General features: G+C 67.7%; 19 protein-coding genes. 9 read left to right on the top strand and 10 right to left on the bottom strand.

Going from position 1 to position 14,969, the window contains the following annotated elements; genetic code table 11:
* Positions 1-37 precede the first annotated feature (37 nt).
* Positions 38-259 (bottom strand): DUF6284 family protein, encoded by a 222-nt coding sequence (locus ABD437_RS22970; RefSeq protein ID WP_425558211.1) that lies wholly within the window; start codon positions 257-259, stop codon positions 38-40.
* 293 nt (positions 260-552) lie between these two features.
* On the opposite strand from ABD437_RS22970, the gene ABD437_RS22965 reads away from it, so the two are divergent.
* Genes ABD437_RS22965 through ABD437_RS22950 form a run of 4 tightly spaced genes read left to right on the top strand, consistent with a single transcriptional unit; the run spans position 553 to position 3,554 of the window.
* A complete protein-coding gene (locus tag ABD437_RS22965) occupies positions 553-1,350 on the top strand; it encodes a GntR family transcriptional regulator (RefSeq protein ID WP_344650960.1) in 798 nt (265 codons plus the stop codon).
* 58 nt (positions 1,351-1,408) lie between these two features.
* Entirely contained in the window at positions 1,409-2,203 is a 795-nt protein-coding gene (locus ABD437_RS22960; RefSeq protein ID WP_344650959.1) for a hypothetical protein, read from the top strand.
* Complete coding sequence (locus ABD437_RS22955) at positions 2,200-2,631, top strand: NUDIX hydrolase (RefSeq protein ID WP_344650958.1); 432 nt, start codon at positions 2,200-2,202, stop codon at positions 2,629-2,631. Before ABD437_RS22960 ends, ABD437_RS22955 begins: the two co-directional genes overlap by 4 nt.
* A gap of 14 nt (positions 2,632-2,645) precedes the next feature.
* Positions 2,646-3,554: a protein NO VEIN domain-containing protein gene (locus ABD437_RS22950; protein ID WP_344650957.1), complete on the top strand. Its 909-nt coding sequence runs from the start codon at positions 2,646-2,648 to the stop codon at positions 3,552-3,554.
* Positions 3,555-3,566: 12 nt separating this feature from the next.
* Here the strand turns inward: ABD437_RS22950 and ABD437_RS22945 are convergent, their stop codons facing one another.
* The 3 genes from ABD437_RS22945 to ABD437_RS22935 all read right to left on the bottom strand — a co-directional run bounded on the left by ABD437_RS22945 (position 3,567) and on the right by ABD437_RS22935 (position 6,358).
* On the bottom strand, positions 3,567-4,643 hold the full coding sequence (locus tag ABD437_RS22945; RefSeq protein WP_344650956.1) for a DUF262 domain-containing protein: 1,077 nt from the start codon (positions 4,641-4,643) through the stop codon (positions 3,567-3,569).
* Positions 4,643-5,374: an FRG domain-containing protein gene (locus ABD437_RS22940; protein WP_344650955.1), complete on the bottom strand. Its 732-nt coding sequence runs from the start codon at positions 5,372-5,374 to the stop codon at positions 4,643-4,645. The genes ABD437_RS22945 and ABD437_RS22940 overlap by 1 nt, the downstream gene beginning before the upstream one ends.
* A 501-nt stretch (positions 5,375-5,875) precedes the next feature.
* Entirely contained in the window at positions 5,876-6,358 is a 483-nt protein-coding gene (locus ABD437_RS22935; protein ID WP_344650954.1) for an SRPBCC family protein, read from the bottom strand.
* An 82-nt stretch (positions 6,359-6,440) separates the two neighbouring features.
* On the opposite strand from ABD437_RS22935, the gene ABD437_RS22930 reads away from it, so the two are divergent.
* The 3 genes from ABD437_RS22930 to ABD437_RS22920 all read left to right on the top strand — a co-directional run bounded on the left by ABD437_RS22930 (position 6,441) and on the right by ABD437_RS22920 (position 9,898).
* Positions 6,441-6,905 carry a MarR family winged helix-turn-helix transcriptional regulator gene (locus ABD437_RS22930; protein WP_344650953.1) on the top strand — a complete coding sequence of 155 codons (465 nt, stop codon included), beginning with the start codon at positions 6,441-6,443 and terminating at the stop codon, positions 6,903-6,905.
* 109 nt (positions 6,906-7,014) lie between these two features.
* On the top strand, positions 7,015-8,316 hold the full coding sequence (locus ABD437_RS22925) for a hypothetical protein (RefSeq protein ID WP_344650952.1): 1,302 nt from the start codon (positions 7,015-7,017) through the stop codon (positions 8,314-8,316).
* Positions 8,222-9,898: an alkaline phosphatase family protein gene (locus tag ABD437_RS22920; protein WP_344650951.1), complete on the top strand. Its 1,677-nt coding sequence runs from the start codon at positions 8,222-8,224 to the stop codon at positions 9,896-9,898. Before ABD437_RS22925 ends, ABD437_RS22920 begins: the two co-directional genes overlap by 95 nt.
* On the opposite strand, the gene ABD437_RS22915 is transcribed toward ABD437_RS22920, so the two are convergent.
* Positions 9,888-10,238, bottom strand: a complete 351-nt coding sequence (locus tag ABD437_RS22915) for a nuclear transport factor 2 family protein (protein ID WP_344650950.1) — start codon at positions 10,236-10,238, stop codon at positions 9,888-9,890. The genes ABD437_RS22920 and ABD437_RS22915 overlap by 11 nt on opposite strands.
* Positions 10,235-10,981 carry an NAD(P)H-binding protein gene (locus tag ABD437_RS22910; protein WP_344650949.1) on the bottom strand — a complete coding sequence of 249 codons (747 nt, stop codon included), beginning with the start codon at positions 10,979-10,981 and terminating at the stop codon, positions 10,235-10,237. The genes ABD437_RS22915 and ABD437_RS22910 overlap by 4 nt, the downstream gene beginning before the upstream one ends.
* A gap of 88 nt (positions 10,982-11,069) precedes the next feature.
* On the opposite strand from ABD437_RS22910, the gene ABD437_RS22905 reads away from it, so the two are divergent.
* Both ABD437_RS22905 and ABD437_RS22900 read left to right on the top strand, forming a co-directional pair.
* Entirely contained in the window at positions 11,070-11,726 is a 657-nt protein-coding gene (locus ABD437_RS22905; protein ID WP_344651013.1) for a helix-turn-helix domain-containing protein, read from the top strand.
* 66 nt (positions 11,727-11,792) lie between these two features.
* Positions 11,793-12,170 (top strand): YkvA family protein, encoded by a 378-nt coding sequence (locus ABD437_RS22900; protein WP_344650948.1) that lies wholly within the window; start codon positions 11,793-11,795, stop codon positions 12,168-12,170.
* Here ABD437_RS22900 and ABD437_RS22895 read toward each other — a convergent pair.
* From ABD437_RS22895 to ABD437_RS22880, 4 genes are all read right to left on the bottom strand, one after another.
* Positions 12,164-12,997 carry a ferredoxin family protein gene (locus ABD437_RS22895; protein ID WP_344650947.1) on the bottom strand — a complete coding sequence of 278 codons (834 nt, stop codon included), beginning with the start codon at positions 12,995-12,997 and terminating at the stop codon, positions 12,164-12,166. The two genes, ABD437_RS22900 and ABD437_RS22895, sit on opposite strands and share 7 nt — an antisense overlap.
* The gene (locus tag ABD437_RS22890) at positions 12,994-14,202 is read right to left on the bottom strand and encodes a cupin domain-containing protein (protein ID WP_344650946.1); all 1,209 of its coding nucleotides are present in this window, start codon (positions 14,200-14,202) and stop codon (positions 12,994-12,996) included. Before ABD437_RS22890 ends, ABD437_RS22895 begins: the two co-directional genes overlap by 4 nt.
* Positions 14,199-14,483: a BatC protein gene (locus ABD437_RS22885; RefSeq protein ID WP_344650945.1), complete on the bottom strand. Its 285-nt coding sequence runs from the start codon at positions 14,481-14,483 to the stop codon at positions 14,199-14,201. Before ABD437_RS22885 ends, ABD437_RS22890 begins: the two co-directional genes overlap by 4 nt.
* 75 nt (positions 14,484-14,558) lie before the next feature.
* Complete coding sequence (locus ABD437_RS22880) at positions 14,559-14,936, bottom strand: hypothetical protein (protein WP_344650944.1); 378 nt, start codon at positions 14,934-14,936, stop codon at positions 14,559-14,561.
* Between the last annotated feature and the right edge of the window lie 33 nt (positions 14,937-14,969).

The following is a 14,969-nucleotide window of genomic DNA, read 5'->3' as shown; positions in this document are numbered from 1 at the left end:
GTCACTCGATCGTTGGGAACTCGAACACGCCGCGCCATCACGCCACCTCCGGAGAGTCGGCGGAACGGCGGTCGGCAAGCTCGCGAGCGGTCAACGCCCGGTGCTCGGCGCGACGCAGCCGGCGCCGATCGAGCACCGACGGCCCACCCTCGGCCGACAGAGCTCGGATCTCGGCGTCCAGCACCGCGAGTCCGGCCTCAATCTCCGGCCACTCGGCCTCGATCGCTTTCAGGTCTGCGGCGGACGGTTCCCGGTCCACCGCAGACCCCCTACGAAGTGGAACAATGCGCATGGGGGTCGCTCCTTAGGCGTTGTGACCCGCTTCGCGAGGTCCGGTGGTAGCCGCCACCGGGCCTCGCCCTTTCATCTCCCGAAGTAGCGAATCAACCGCGCTCGGCTACCTGGATGTAGGACATCCTCCATGCTGATTGACGAGAGTGCAAGAGGGTTGAAGGATGTCCTACATCCAGAGCGGCGAGGCCGCTCCGTCCGCAAGCCCACTACGCTGGGCAGACGGTGCAGGATGTCCTACAACCGAGGGAGTGGAATCCGTTGGCGGCCATCCAGACCCCCAAGTCGCAGTACCAGCAGGTAGCCGATCTACTGCGCAGCCGAATCGCGGACGGCACGTACTCCGCGGATCAACCTCTGCCGAGCGAACCCCAGCTCTCGGCCGAGCTGGGCGTGTCTCGGCAGACGATCAACCGGGCGATCAACGTCCTACGGAACGCGGGATTGGTCCGCGTGCGCCGCGGATTCGGGACCTTCATCCGCGGCGTGCCGCAGGTAACCCGAGACGCGAAGAAGCGCTACGCCGCCCGCAATCAGGGCACCGGCGCCGGCGACGTCGAGATGAAGGCACTCGGACTCACCCCACGAACGGAATATGTCGAGATCGGACGCGCGAAAGCGCCGTCAGCCGTCGCGGACGCCCTCGGCATTGACGTGGACGCGCCCGTCCTGGTTCGGCGTCGTCGTCTGTTCGCCAACGACGAGCCGACCCAGCTGGCCGACTCGTTCATCCCGTGGGACCTCGCGGAAGGTGCTCCCGAGCTGCTCAAGCGAGATGCTGGCCGCGGCGGGTCCTACACGCGTCTCGCTGAACTAGGCCACGGGCCGGTTCGGTTTACCGAGGAAGTCACCGTTCGGACCGCCACAGAGGACGAAGCCCAACTGCTAGAGCTGGACGGCGGTCAGCCGGTCATCGACATCACGCACGTCGCTTGGGACGCGGCTGACCGGGCCGTCGAGGTCGCGCTGCACGTCATGCCGGGGAACCTCTGGCGGCTCCGATACGACTGGGACGACCCGACCGCCGACGAATACCCGACCGCGGACGGAGACGCCTGACATGCGGGTTAGCTTCGCGACTCAGCCAGCACCGGGAGTCGCCAACGAGGACTACGTCTTGGCGATTCCTGGCCTGGTGTGCGTGCTCGACGGTGTGACCGCGCCCCCTGAGCTGGAGACCGGATGCGTGCACGGCACGCCGTGGTACGTCCGCCGCCTGGCAGCGAGGCTCGCGCTCGCGCACTCCGCGAACCCGAGCGGCGACCTCGGCGGGCTCCTTTCCGTCGCAATCGCTGACGTACGCGCTGACCACGGGGGCCTCTGCGACCTACGACACCCCGGTACCCCGTCGTCAACGGTGTGCATGCTCCGCGCCGACGAGAAGCAGGCGGACTGGCTCGTCTTGTCCGACAGCCCGCTCGTGCTCGATCACGCCGGAGCCGTCGAGGTAGTCACCGACCACCGCTTGCGGCAGACGAGCACGAGGGAGCGTCGGGCCGTCGCCGCAGGTACCGCACCGGTCGGTACACCGGAGCACCGCGCGCAGGTGCTCGCACTCGTCGAGGCGCAACGCCCCTACCGGAACCAGCCCGGCGGCTACTGGCTCGCCGCGGCGACCCCGGAGGCGGGCCAGCACGCGGTGACCGGCAGCAGCCCGACGGCCGGCCCCAGTCGGCTGAGCCGTGCTGCGCTCCTCACCGACGGCGCCTCACGCGCGGTCGACGTCTTCGGCCTCTACAACTGGACCGGTCTCATGAATCGCGCAGAGGTCGCCGGGCCAGCAGCCGTCATCGACGACGTGCGGAATGCGGAAGCGCTCGATCTCCTCGGCGAGCAGCACCCGCGCGGCAAAGCCCATGATGACGCCACAGCAGCTCTTGCCATCTTCAGCGCTCCGGAAGGAAAGTCGTGACTACATCACGCCACTCAGTTAGCGTCGCCGCCGCGATCGTCGATGACCAAGACCGAGTGCTCGTAATCCAGCGACGAGACAACGGCAAGTGGCAGCCACCCGGCGGCGTGCTCGAACTCGACGAATCGATCACCGAAGGGCTTGCTCGGGAGGTCCGCGAGGAGACTGGTCTTGAGGTCCAGGCGGAGCGACTCACCGGCGTCTATAAGAATCTAAAGCTCGGAGTCGTCGCTCTCGTCTTTCGCGCCATACGCACGGGTGGCACCGAGACGCTCGGCGAAGAAACGGCAGCCATCGAATGGTGGGACACCGCGACAATCCAACGTAGGTCTGATCCGGCATTCGCCGTTCGGCTTCTCGACGCTTTCAGAGGCGATGGCGCGCCGGCCGTACGCAGCCACGACGGGCTGAACCTAATCGATCGATAGGCTGGAGGACAGCTATGCCACTGATCATTGCCGGGAATGAACGATCTGCGCTCGAGCAGAATTACGATGATGTGATTGGCGTACGCTATGAGTACCCTGCACGGATCTACCGAAAAGCGGTCCAGGCTGGCACCCCCTTCATCTACTACCGAGGAAGCCGCCGAGCTAGCGCAAATCGAAGCACGCCAGAATATCTGGGTACCGGGATAATCGGCGAGGTCCGACCGTCGAAAGAAGATCGTCTGGTTTGCGATATAGACGACTGGCGGCCGTTTACGGAACCGGTGCCGTTTAGGGATCACTCTGGCGAGTATTACGAAACAGGGGCCGTCGGGAATAATCAGTACTGGCGCCGCGCAGTGCGTTCGATCGACTATTCCACTTACGAACGAATCCTAACAGACGCGAATACCCAAGTTGCGTCATCAGAGTCAGCTGGCGCCGCCCGCAGAGCTCCGGTTAAGAGTCGGGTAACAATTTCTAACTACGCCTCATCGGATCGCATTCGCGCGATCGATGAATTCGCCATTGCGGAAGCCAAGAAAATAATCGATATCGCATGGGCGCCTGCGGAAGTAGAAATTCAGCCGCACAATAATCCGGGATACGATATTCGAGTGGGCCCGCCCAATAAGGCGGTCCGATACATCGAGGTAAAAGGAACCACCTTCAAGTACCCCCGCTTCTTCCTGAGCGAAGGGGAACGCCTGTACTCCGTGAACGAGAGTGAGCGCTACACCCTCCTCGTGATTCACTCGATCGACCTTGAAGCTCAGAGCTTCGAAGTATTCCAGCACGACGGTGCGATTGAATCAGAAGACTTTAAAATGACAACTCGCCAGTGGCACTGCGAGGTTCCTGGGCCCAATGCCGATGTAGCTACCGGCATTATGGATGGTCAAGCCACCGGCAGACCGATCTAACCAAACCTCCGATTACTCAGTGTCCCAACTATCGGGGATACTGATCTCGCCTGCGAAATATGAACGCAGAACACTCAGCCTAAGATCTAGCGCTGAGCCGTCATTCGGACTTTGCGCACGCTGATCAAATTCGATGAGATCATAACTCGCCTGACCAAGGTCATGCTCCGCTATTTCGCGATTGCGGCGCCGCGCCGCCTCGAATTCGACGAAATTCTCCCGCGTGAAATTCTCATCAGGGCTTGTCAGGTGAAGGAGATATAGGAGCGAGACGAATCCCACTTGAGAGGTTAGGGGGTCCCCCGGTACAAGTATCTGCACCAAGCGGTCGAGGACACTCGTTGCGGTTTCGTACGCGCCTCTCGCCTTGGCTTCTCCGTCAGGATCCTCCTTCAGTGTGAGCGCGAAGCCGTCGAGGCGAATCTTTTTGACATCGACGACCCGCCCCTCAAAAGCCCATAGGAGAAACTTAGCCGCCAAGTCATAGTGACGATACCGCGAGTTGTTGAACCATAGAACTTGCGTGAAAAAATTATGCTTCGCAAGTTCACGAATAAAAGACGGGACGGGACCTCCGAAGGCGTTTCGCTTTTCCGCAGCATTGAGAGGTGCCGCTTCATTGAGGCGCGAGAACATCTCCTCGATGATCTCGAGGTCGTCCGTTCGGATCGCAATGACCGGCAAGGTGGTTGCATTGAATAGGGCTGCCACATCAGAGAATTCATTCTTGAGATCTTCGTAAAACTTCCCTTGCATAGCCGTGCTGGAATCCTCAAAATACACAAAATCCTCGGCAAGCGGGAAGTGGCCATCGAGGAATCCCCAGATAGCCTCCATGCGCTGTTTGCCGTCAATGATGGCATATCGCAAGCGTTGTCCGTCGACTTCCCTGCGTCCAACGAACTCGTGGAAATAGATCTTTGGGATATCCAGGCCATTGATTATGGAGTCAATCAAAAGCTGCTGCTTCTCCAAAGTCCAAATACCACCCTGTCGTTGATAGACAGGCTCCAGCTCAATCTGCTGGCGCTGCTGATATAGATAGGCGACGGAGCTGTTCCGTAGGGCCGCGATTTGAAATTCTTCCATCAGTAGAGGCTCCTCACGTACGCTCCTAGGGTGCTGAGCTCTGGGTAGACACTCGCGGCCGTGATTCCTAGCGACTGGAGCTCGCCGCGGATACCTTCCTTGCTCCAAGCAGGAATAAGAAAGCTGTCGACACATTCCCCATCATGAACCTTTTCCAGCGCGGTCTGCTGTTTATGGTTGACCGTGAATGTCCCGCTTTGCGCAACGATCCGCCCGAAGCTCCTTGACGCAATACCCGCAAGCGGATCAGTGTTCGCGCCGTGAGGAACCTTCTCGGGCAGATATCCGTCCAGAACGGGGTCGTGGTCGAACAGTAGAATCCGGGGCTGCCCAAACGACCTCTGATTGAGCTCTTCAGGCCGCAAGATCCAGAGACGTCCAGGCTCGGTATCATCGATCTCGCTCCGCTCGGTTGCGAAGTAAAGGCCGATTAGTGGGTTTTCGCTCCAGTCCAGTAGCCGAGTTGGTATTCCGTGATGCTGCGCCAGAAATACCCACTCCCAGGCAGTCTCTGGTCGCTCGCGTAGCCTGGGATAAGCATCTTGCTTGAACAGCCTAATCATATCGAGTTCTGCGTTCAGATATTCACGGCGCCTAGCAACCGAAGGCTTCAGTTCCCAGGCCTCGTTGATGTGACCGCGGAACCAGAGCTTCTCGTCGCCGGCGCTTGACTTAAGATGCTGCAGGAGGTCAGCAACGCTCTCGATCTCTTTAGGTGGCGTAGCCGCCATTTCCCATCCCTAGGTCAGCCGCAGGCCCTTGCGGCGGCGGAGCCGTCTCCAAGACCACAGGGGAACCTTAACGAACGCCCGACCTGTACTCGAGACCCCTACGTTCGTGCCCACGCCGTGCCCGACCGGACGGTGAACCCGGGTGTCCAGCGGGGAACGCCGGGGGATCGCGTTCGTCACCGCAGGTCGGACAATCTGCTGCTCGGCGCCCTGGCTGAGCCCTCAGCTTCCAAACTGGCTACGCGAGTTCGATTCTCGTCACCCGCTCGCGGTTGGGGGACGTGTGTCTGCGGAAGGCGCAGACCGCGTCCCGCTCGCATTCCGCCCCGGGGCCGAGCCCCGGACCCCACGGTGCGGTCGGCGCACTTTTGGGGATGCGGCAGGTTCGACGGCCCCTCATGGGCGGTGGGTGCAGGCTTCAGGCAACTCATACCTGTCCTGGGCTCTGCGGTGCGGCGAGTGCGCGGCTCGGGCACAAACTCTTTCGGGTGTGGTGAGGGGTCAGGGGTGGAGGGTCGCGGCGGCTGTTTGGGCTAAGGCGTCTATCCAGTTCTGGTGTTCTCGGCGCATTCGGCGGGCGTGCAGCGGGCGCACGATCGCCGGTACCAGGCCTCGTTGGGTTTCCTCGGTGCGGATGTCCGTGCCGCCATCGGGGCGGGGGGTGAGGAGCCAGGCGTGGTGGCCTCGTGCGCCCATTCCCCGGCCCGTCCAGGCCAGGCGTTCGAACGGCTCGTACTCGGTGATCTCCGTGGTCACGCGGGTACCGAAGGTCACCCAGGAGAAGCGGGTGCCCAATCCCACCTCGGGCCAGCTTCCGGCGAGGTGGCGGACGTCGTGGGCGTTGCCGTAGTACGACTCCCACCCGGTGGGGCTCGCCAGCAGGGACCACACGGCCGAGGGCGGGGCGGCGCTCGTGGCGCGGTTGACCTCGTGGATGGCCGCGCCCCGGGGCTCGTGCCCGGCCGGCCAGCGGATCTCGGGCACGGCAGGCCCTCCGTTCGTAAACGTTCAACGATTGAACGATGTCATCGTTAACGTATCTCCGGGGCTGGATATCGTGCAACGCATGAACGATGCCAACCCGGTCGGATCGCCGGGCGGCCCGACCATCGCCGAGGGGGTCGCCGCCCGGCCGGCGCTCCTTCTCGCGCACGTGGGCAGCGCGCTCGAAGCCGCCGCCGACGACTGGCTGGCCCCGAGCGGACTCAGCGGCCGCGACTACGCGGTGCTGGCCATCCTCACCACCGACGCACCCGACACCCAGCACGAGCTGGCGCGCCTGCTCGGCAAGGCCCCGGGCATCGCGGTCATCGCGGTCGACCGCCTGGAGGCGGCCGGCCTGGTGGAACGGCGTCGCGATCCGAGCGACCGCCGACGGAGCCGGGTCGAGGCCACACCGGCCGGACGCAAGGCGCTGCGGAAAGCGGACCAACTGTCGGCCGACGGCCTGGACCGCCTGTTCCCCGGACTCGACGCCGGTCACCGGGACACGCTCTGGCGACTGCTCGCCGACGGCATCACACGGCCGTGACGGCAACGCTCGCGTTGTGGGTCGGTCGTCGAACCAAACGATTGGTGCGACCGTGTACCCGTAAACCGGGAAGGGGAAGTTTGTGTCGTTGATTCGGCGGGCTCGGAGTGTGCCTGCGGCGGAGTGGGTGCTGCTCGCGGGGCTCGTCGGACTGGCGGTCGTCATCCGGTACGCCTGCCGCAGTTACTGGACCACCGACCTCGACGTCTTCGGTGAGTGGTACGACCAGCTGCAGCGGGAAGGGTTGAAGGCGCCGGTCGGCAACTACAACGCGCCGTTCCTGTACCTGCTCGAGATCGCCAGCTGGTTCCCCGGCGCGACACTGATGAAGATCAAGCTCATCTTCGTCGTGTTCGACGTGGTGCTCGTTTACTACGTTTACCGGACGGTCGCCCTCACCTGGACGGGCTGGCGCATCCCGGCCACCGCGGCGCTGGTGGCCGCGTTCATGCCGACCGTGGTGCTCAACGCCTCGATGTACGGGCAGTGCGACTCGATCTGGGGCGCGTTCTGCGTCGCCGCCCTCTACTACGTGCTCAAGGGCAACGACTGGGCCGCCGTCGCGATGGCCGCCACCGCCTGGGCGTTCAAGCCGCAGGCCGTGTTCATCTTCCCGGTGTTCCTGCTCGCGGTGCTGGCCGGGCGGGTGCGGTGGCGTGCGGTGCTGGTGTTCCCGCTGGTCTACCTGGCCTGGGACGTTCCGGCGCTGATCGCCGGCCGCGACGCCGTCGAGCTGCTCACGATCTACTCCAACCAGCTCGACGACCCCTCCGCGCTGCGCCGCGGCGGCCCCACCGTCTACCAGTTCCTGCACGTCAACGTGGCGCTCGGCGTCCTGCGCAACCTCGGTTACCTGTTCGCCGCCACGCTCACGCTCGGTGTCTGCTACGTCCTCATCTCGACGCGGGCCACGCTCGACCGCACCCGCTGGCTGACCGCGGGCGCGTTCTTCGCGATCGCGATCCCCTGGCTGCTCCCGGGGATGCACGAGCGCTACTTCTTCCTCGCCGACGTGCTGACGCTGATCCTGGCCTTCTACCTGCCCCGGCTCTGGTACGTGCCGCTGATCGTCCAGGCCTCGTCGTTCTTCTCGTACCTGCCGTTCATGTTCAGCAAGGCACCGGTGGGTCCGATGATCGACCGGCGCCTGCTGGCCACGCTGATGCTCGTGGCACTGTTGATCACCGGTCACCGCCTGCTGTCGGGCGTCGTCGTCAAGGCGACACAGCGGCCGGACGACGACGTGAACCTTCTGCCGGGACCGGCCGTGAGCCTGGTGGAAAACGACCCCCACAACCACCGGAGAGGGCCGAAGGATGGCGCTTCTGACAGGGAAGCAGGAGCCGTCGACAACGACGGACAGCGGCGACCCGACCCCGATCGCGCCGTCCGCGAAACCGCGGAAAAGTAGAGTCCGTACCGTCCTGCGCTGGACGTTCACCGCGCTGGCCCTGCTGCTGGTCTACGCCGCGCTGCTGCTCCCGAACCGCGAATACCTGCTGACGCCGAAAGCGTTCGTGCGGATCCCGGTGGAGGCCGTCGTCGGCGCCGCCGTGCTGCTCGTGCTCCCCGGCCGGCTGCGCCGGATCGTGGCCACGCTCGCCGGTGTCGCGCTCGGCGTGCTCACCGTCATCAAGGTGCTCGACCTGGGCTTCTTCTCGGTGCTGGCCCGGCCGTTCAACGTCATCTTCGACTGGAGTTTCCTCGGGAACGCCTACGACTTCGTCGAGGGGTCGTACGGCAAGGCCGCGGCGATCGGCGCGATGGTCGGCGCGCTCGTGCTCCTCGTCGCCGTGCTGGCGTTGATGGTGCTGGCGGTGCGCCGGCTGTCGACGGCGCTGGTCGAGGCCCAGCCGCACGCCACCAAGGCGGTCGCCGCGCTCACCGTGATCTGGTTCGTCTGCGCCGCGTTCGGCTCCACCGTGCCCGGCCTCCCGCAGACCAGCTACACCACCTCGCTGTTCGGTTACAACATGTTCCGGAAGGTCCCGCACGCGCTCGCCGACCACAAGGAGTTCCAGAAGGAACTGGCGGTCGACGCGTTCAAGAACAACGACAGGCTCCTCGCCGGGCTCCAGGGCAAGGACGTCGTGTTCACGTTCATCGAGAGCTACGGACGCAGCGCGGTCGAGGACCCGACGTACGCGCCGCAGGTCGACGCCGTGCTGGACGAGGGGTCGGCGAAGCTGAAGGCCGCCGGGCTCACCGCACGCAGCGGCTGGCTCACCTCGCCGACGATCGGCGGCGGCAGCTGGCTCGCGCACTCCACGTTCTACTCCGGACTCTGGATCGACAACGAGGCCCGTTACCGCTCCCTCACCAAGAGCGACCGGCTGACGCTCACCCGGGCGTTCAAGCAGTCGGACTGGCGGTCGGTCGGCGTGATGCCGGGGCTCACCGGCTACTGGCCGGAAGGTGAGTTCTTCGGCTACGACAAGATCTACGACTCACGCAACCTGGGCTTCAAGGGGCCGAAGCCGCAGTGGTCGGCGATCCCCGACCAGTACCTGCTCTCGAAGCTGCAGCGCTCGGAGCTCTCGAAGGCCGGTGACACCCCGGTCGTCGCCGAGATCGAGACGACGTCGAGCCACGCTCCGTGGTCCTACCTGCCGAAGCTGGCCGAGTGGGACGAGGTGGGCGACGGCCAGGCCACCTACGGCGGACGCCCGCGCTCGACCAAGAACCCCGACCAGGTGCGTGTCCAGTACCGCGAGACGATCGAATACTCGCTGCGGACGCTGACCGGCTACGCCGAGAAGTACCTGGGCGACGACCAGGTGCTGGTGTTCCTCGGCGACCACCAGCCGGTGCCGCTGATCGTGGGGCAGAACGCCAGCTGGGACGTGCCGATCACGATCGTCGCGAAGGACCCGAAGGTGCTCGACCGGATCTCGGGCTGGGGCTGGACGGACGGCATCAAACCGGCCACGAACGCGCCGGTCTGGAAGATGGACGCGTTCCGCGACAAGTTCCTGACCGCCTTCAACCAGTGAGCGGGCCGGCGTGGCCGGCGAGGCACAACCACTCGCCGGCCACCCGCACCCAGATCTGGGTGACGGGCATCCGGAAGGTCCCGGCCGAGACGACATCGGTCACCAGGAGAGTCGCCACCCCGGTGTCGCCGATCACCACGGCGTCGAACGACTCGATCACCTGCTGACGCCACACCAGGCCACCGCCGGTGTTCGCCCGCACGTAGGCCGCCCGGTCGAACACCTCACCGCGGTGCGACGTCCAGCGGAACGCCGGGTGCAGCAGCGCCTCGAGCGCGGACGCGTCACCGGCCGCCAGCGCCGCGGCCCGGCGTTCCACCGCCTCCCGGAGTTCGGTCACGCTCCCAGTGTGTCCGCGTGGTCGACGACCCACTCGCGGAACGTGCGGGCCGGGCGGCCGAGGACACGCGGCACGTCGTCGGTGACGACCGCGCCCCGACCGGAGCGGACGTACGTGTAGCCCGGCTCCGAGCCGACGACCTCCACGGTCGGGAGCGGCCGGTCCAGCACCGAGGCGAGGATCGCGACCTGCTCCGGCGTGCTCAGCAGCTCCGGTCCGGTCAACGTGTGCACCCCGGACGTTCCGCCGGTCAGGGCCGCCGCCGCGACCGCGGCGACGTCCCGCGGATCGATCACGCCCAGCTTCCCGTCGCCGGTCGGGTTCTCGATCGGCTCACCGGCACCGATCGACGGCAGCCACCAGAGCGCGTTCGACGCGAACGCCGAGGGCCGCAGGATCGTCCACTCCCAGTCCCCCGACCGCACGGCCTCCTCGCCGGGCTCGTGCCAGGGTGCGAGCCCCTCGTCGACGCCGAACGCGGACAGCTTCACGACCCGACGCACCCCGGCGGCGGCCGCCAGCAGCGCCAGGTCCTGCGCGGGCGCCGAGGGCCCCGGCGGAGTCAGCAGGAACACCGCGTCGACGTCCTTCACCGCGGCGCGCAGCGAGTCGGCGTCCGCGTAATCGGCGCGGACGTCCGCCGACGGCTGCCTGCTCATCGCCCGGAAGGGCTCGCCGGCGGCGGTGAGGATCTCGACGAGAGCGGACCCGATCGTGCCCGTGGCACCTGTCACCAGAATCATGGCGCCACCCTGCGGCGGGCCCGGCGCCGGTGGATAGGACGTTTCGGAACTAGCGCGCGGCCGCTCAGCGCCTACGCTCGGAGAGGTGATGCACGCGCCCACGACGACGACCGAGCTGGTGCTCTCGGTCTGCTACTCGGGCGGCCCGGAGCTGGTCGTCCTCGGGCCGCGCACCCGCGCGCTCTACTACGAGCCGAACGGCGATCCGCTCGCGCCGCGGTTCAGCCTGACCGCGGGCCAGGCGCGGGCCGCGTTCGGGGTGCCGGTGACCGAGTTGACCGACCAGGTGGTCCCGTTGCCCTCAGCGGACGCCGAGCGGCTGGCCGAACGGTGGCTGGCCGCGCCCACCCGGCCGGGCGCCGTGCTCGGGCCCTATCTGGCGGCCGCCGCACCGGCCGCCGACCGGGAGACCCGCTGGGTCGACGCGGCCGCCGCCCGGCTCGCGCGCGGCACCCCGATCGCCGCGGTCGCCGACGATCTGGGCGTGAGCGAGCGGCACCTGCGCAACCGGTTCGCCGCCGCCGTCGGCGTCTCCCCGAAGCACTACGCGCGCATCCAGCGGGTCCGCCGGGTGCTCGACGAGATCGGGTCGGTGCCGTTCGCCCAGCTGGCCGCGCAGGCCGGCTACTACGACCAGTCCCACCTCGGACGCGAGTTCCGCCGGCTGATGGGCGTCTCCCCGGCCGCCTTCGCCGCTGGCCGCCGCCCTGCCCCGAGAACCTGCGCCACGACCAAGGGTGAGTGAATCCCCTCCAATGCGTCGCGTTGCCCTCTGCGGGTATCAAGGAGTGCAGACACTGGAGGTGTTCCCATGGCTCGCACCGGAAGTGGTCCCCTGCGGCGCAAGACCCGGCTCGCCGCCGCCGCCAAGGTGGCCCGCGAAGCGTCACGTCCGGGCTCGCCGTCGATCGGCGCCCGTATCGGCGCGGTCCCGCGCATGATCCGCGCCTCGGCGTCCGGCCAGTACCCCGGGCTGTCCCGGCTGAAGCTGGCCCTGCTCGGCGTCGGCGTCGCCTACGTCGTCTCCCCGGTCGACGCGATGCCGGAGCTGTTCATGACGATCTTCGGCCTCGCCGACGACGTCGCGGTCGCGGTGTACCTGGCCGGCGCGCTCTTCGCCGAGACCGACAACTTCCTCGAGTGGGAGCGCACGGTCGCGCCGCCCACGATCCACGGGCACGCCTACTGAACCCGGGTGAACACCCGCGCCACTTCGGGCCGGCCGGCGGCGCACGTCAGCACCGCCGGCTCGGACCAGCTCACCCGCACGGTGACGGTGGCGCCGACCAGCCGCACCCGGACGGTCCCGGGCTCGACGGTCTCCACGCCCAGCGGCGCGAACGCGTCGACGCGGTCGTCCCCGCTCTCCAGCCGCGCGTAGTGCTGGGCGGCCTGCACGGCCGGGGCGAACACCGAACGGCCACGCAGCAGCGACGGCACCAGCCGGCCGGTGCGGTACGCGGCGGCCACCTCGAGCGCCGTGCCGGGGTCGAGCATCCCGTAGTACAGCCCGTGCGGCAGCAGCACGAGGTTCGCCGAGAACCGGTCGCCGCCGACGTGTGAGCACTCCCAGGTGCGCCCGGGATACGCGTCGGCCAACGCGGCCGCCACCGGGCGGCCCTCCACCGCGCAGCACGTGTCGTGCCGGCCGTGCGCGCACACCAGGTGCACCGGCTCGTCCGACACCGACGGGCCCAGTTCGAGCGGCACGTCGAGCAGCTCGGCCTCGGAGCCGAACGTCCCCCAGGAGATGCCCTCGCGTCCCGGCCGCGCGTCGACCACCGCGTAGGAGCGCATCTCCCGGGCCGGCGACCGTCCCGGCCGGCGGATCAACACGGCCCGGAACCCGGACGCGACCGCGCGCTCGGCCACCCGCGTCAACTCCGGCGACGCCTCGAACGCCCGGCGCGGCCACGGCCCGGGATGTTCCACCAGCAGCCAGCGCTCACCCGGCGCGGCCGTGCCGAAGAGCTGGTCACCACGCTCACGGGCGGTGACCGCGCAGCGCGGGGTCAAGCCGGTACCACCAGCGCCTCACGCAGCAGGCGCCGAATCAGCACCAGGCCGTCGTCGGCGTCGAGATCGGGCAGTTCGCCGGCTCGCACCACCGCGCCGGACAGGATCGTCTTCAGCGCGGCGGCGGTGACCGCCGGAAGCGTCAGCGTGCGGTCGGGCAGGCGCAGCACTACGGAGTCGGCGTAGTCCACGGTGTGGTGGAGGTGTCCGCGCAGGCGCACCGGCGTGTCCGCGGCCAGCGCGGAGACGACACGCTCCTGCGCCAGCGGTGACACCGGCTCCGAGCGTCCCTGCGTCCACGTCCGCTTCCGCAGCCGGTCGGCGACCGCGTTCGCGTCGACCGTGCGCAGCCACGACGACAGCGCGTCCACCGCACCGGCGAGCAGGCTCGGGTCGGTGGGGTCGAACCCCAGCGGCAGCGACTCACGCAGGGACGGTTCCTCGGCGGCCAGGCCGGCCAGCACCTCCACGAGCGTGTGCCTGGTCACCGGGTGCACGCCGACCGTCAGGTGGACGGAGGTCTCGCCCAGCGACGACGCCGAGTGCAGCCAGCCCCGCGGCAGGTAGAGCGCGTCACCGGGGCGCAGGACGGTGTCGATCACCGGCTCCTCGGACGCCCGCGCGGCGACGGACGAGGCCCGCGAGCTCCACGGCTGGTCACGCAGCGGGGCGGCCAGCACCGGCGCGTGGATGCGCCACCGCTTCTCGCCCGCCACCTGGAGCACGAACACGTCGTGGACGTCGTAGTGGGCCGAGAAGCCCTGGTTCTGCGGCGGCGTCACGTACGCGTTGATCTGCACCGGGTGGCCGAGGTCGGAGGTGAGCTGCTGTCCGAAGTCGACGAGCGGCGGCCAGGTGCGGTGCAGCGCCTGCAGGACGATCGTGGCGCCGTCGAGGAAGAGGCGGGTGACGCGCTCGTCGTCGATCTGGTCGGAGATCTCGGCGCCGGCACCCCCCGAGCTGGTGTAGCGGCGGGGGTCGATGACCTCGCCGCCCTTGGCCAGGCGGAGGAACGGCGTCCGCAGCCCGCGGCGCGTGAGGAGTTCGTCGACGGCGTCGAGACCGAACAGGTCACCGAAGCCGAGCCCGGTGCTCAACAGCGGCTCGCGTCCCCAGGGGAAGTCGGCCACCGGCACCGAGATGCAGCGCTCCAACGCGGGACGACCGGCCGGAAGGCCGGTCGTCCGCAGCGAAGAGTCAGTCACAGCCGCGACGCGCCGCCGTCGGCACCGCCGTCCGCGCCACCGTCGTGGCCACCGGGGTTCGCGCCACCGTCGGCCGGGCCCTCGGCGCCACCGTCGGCACCGCCGTCCGCACCGCCGTCGTGGCCACCGGGGTTCGCGCCACCGTCGGCCGGGCCCTCGGCGCCACCGTCGGCGCCACCGTCAGCGCCGCCGTCGTGGCCACCCGGGTTCGCGCCGCCGTCGGCCGTGCCCTCCTCGCGGCCCGAGCCCGAGGTGACGATGTCGTCGTCGTTGATCGCCATGGACGTTCCTTCCTGTCAGAGCTTGAACGTCGAGGCATATTCCCAGGTCGGCCGGCGGCAAACTCGTTGCGTCGATCAAGCCGCCGGGACGGCCACCGGCGCGGTGTCCTCGGTGAGCGGCACCGGCGGCTCGGCCTCGAGCTCCAGCAGCCACCGCAGGGCGTGCTCGACGCCGTTGACGTAGTGCGGGTCGTTCCGCACGGTCGTCAGCGCCGACGCCGTCCCGGCGAGCAGGACGTCGCACAGTTCGATCTCGGCCGCGATGAGCGCGGCGTCGGCCGGGCCGGTGCCCGGGCCGACCGGTGCGGTCGCCGTGGCGCCCGTCGCCCAGTCGAGAGCCGCTTCCGCACCACGGAGGAAGCGACCGAATTCCGGGCCGGCGATGGGTTGAGTGTTCGTCGAGTAAGCCACCAGGGCCCGGCGTTCGTTCTTCACGATGACGTGGTCCCGCATCAGGTTTCCTCTTCTTCCTGGTGGACCACGTGG

The organism is Cryptosporangium japonicum (assembly GCF_039524755.1).
Lineage (GTDB): Bacteria > Actinomycetota > Actinomycetes > Mycobacteriales > Cryptosporangiaceae > Cryptosporangium > Cryptosporangium japonicum.
This window is presented reverse-complemented; position numbering and strand designations above follow the sequence as displayed.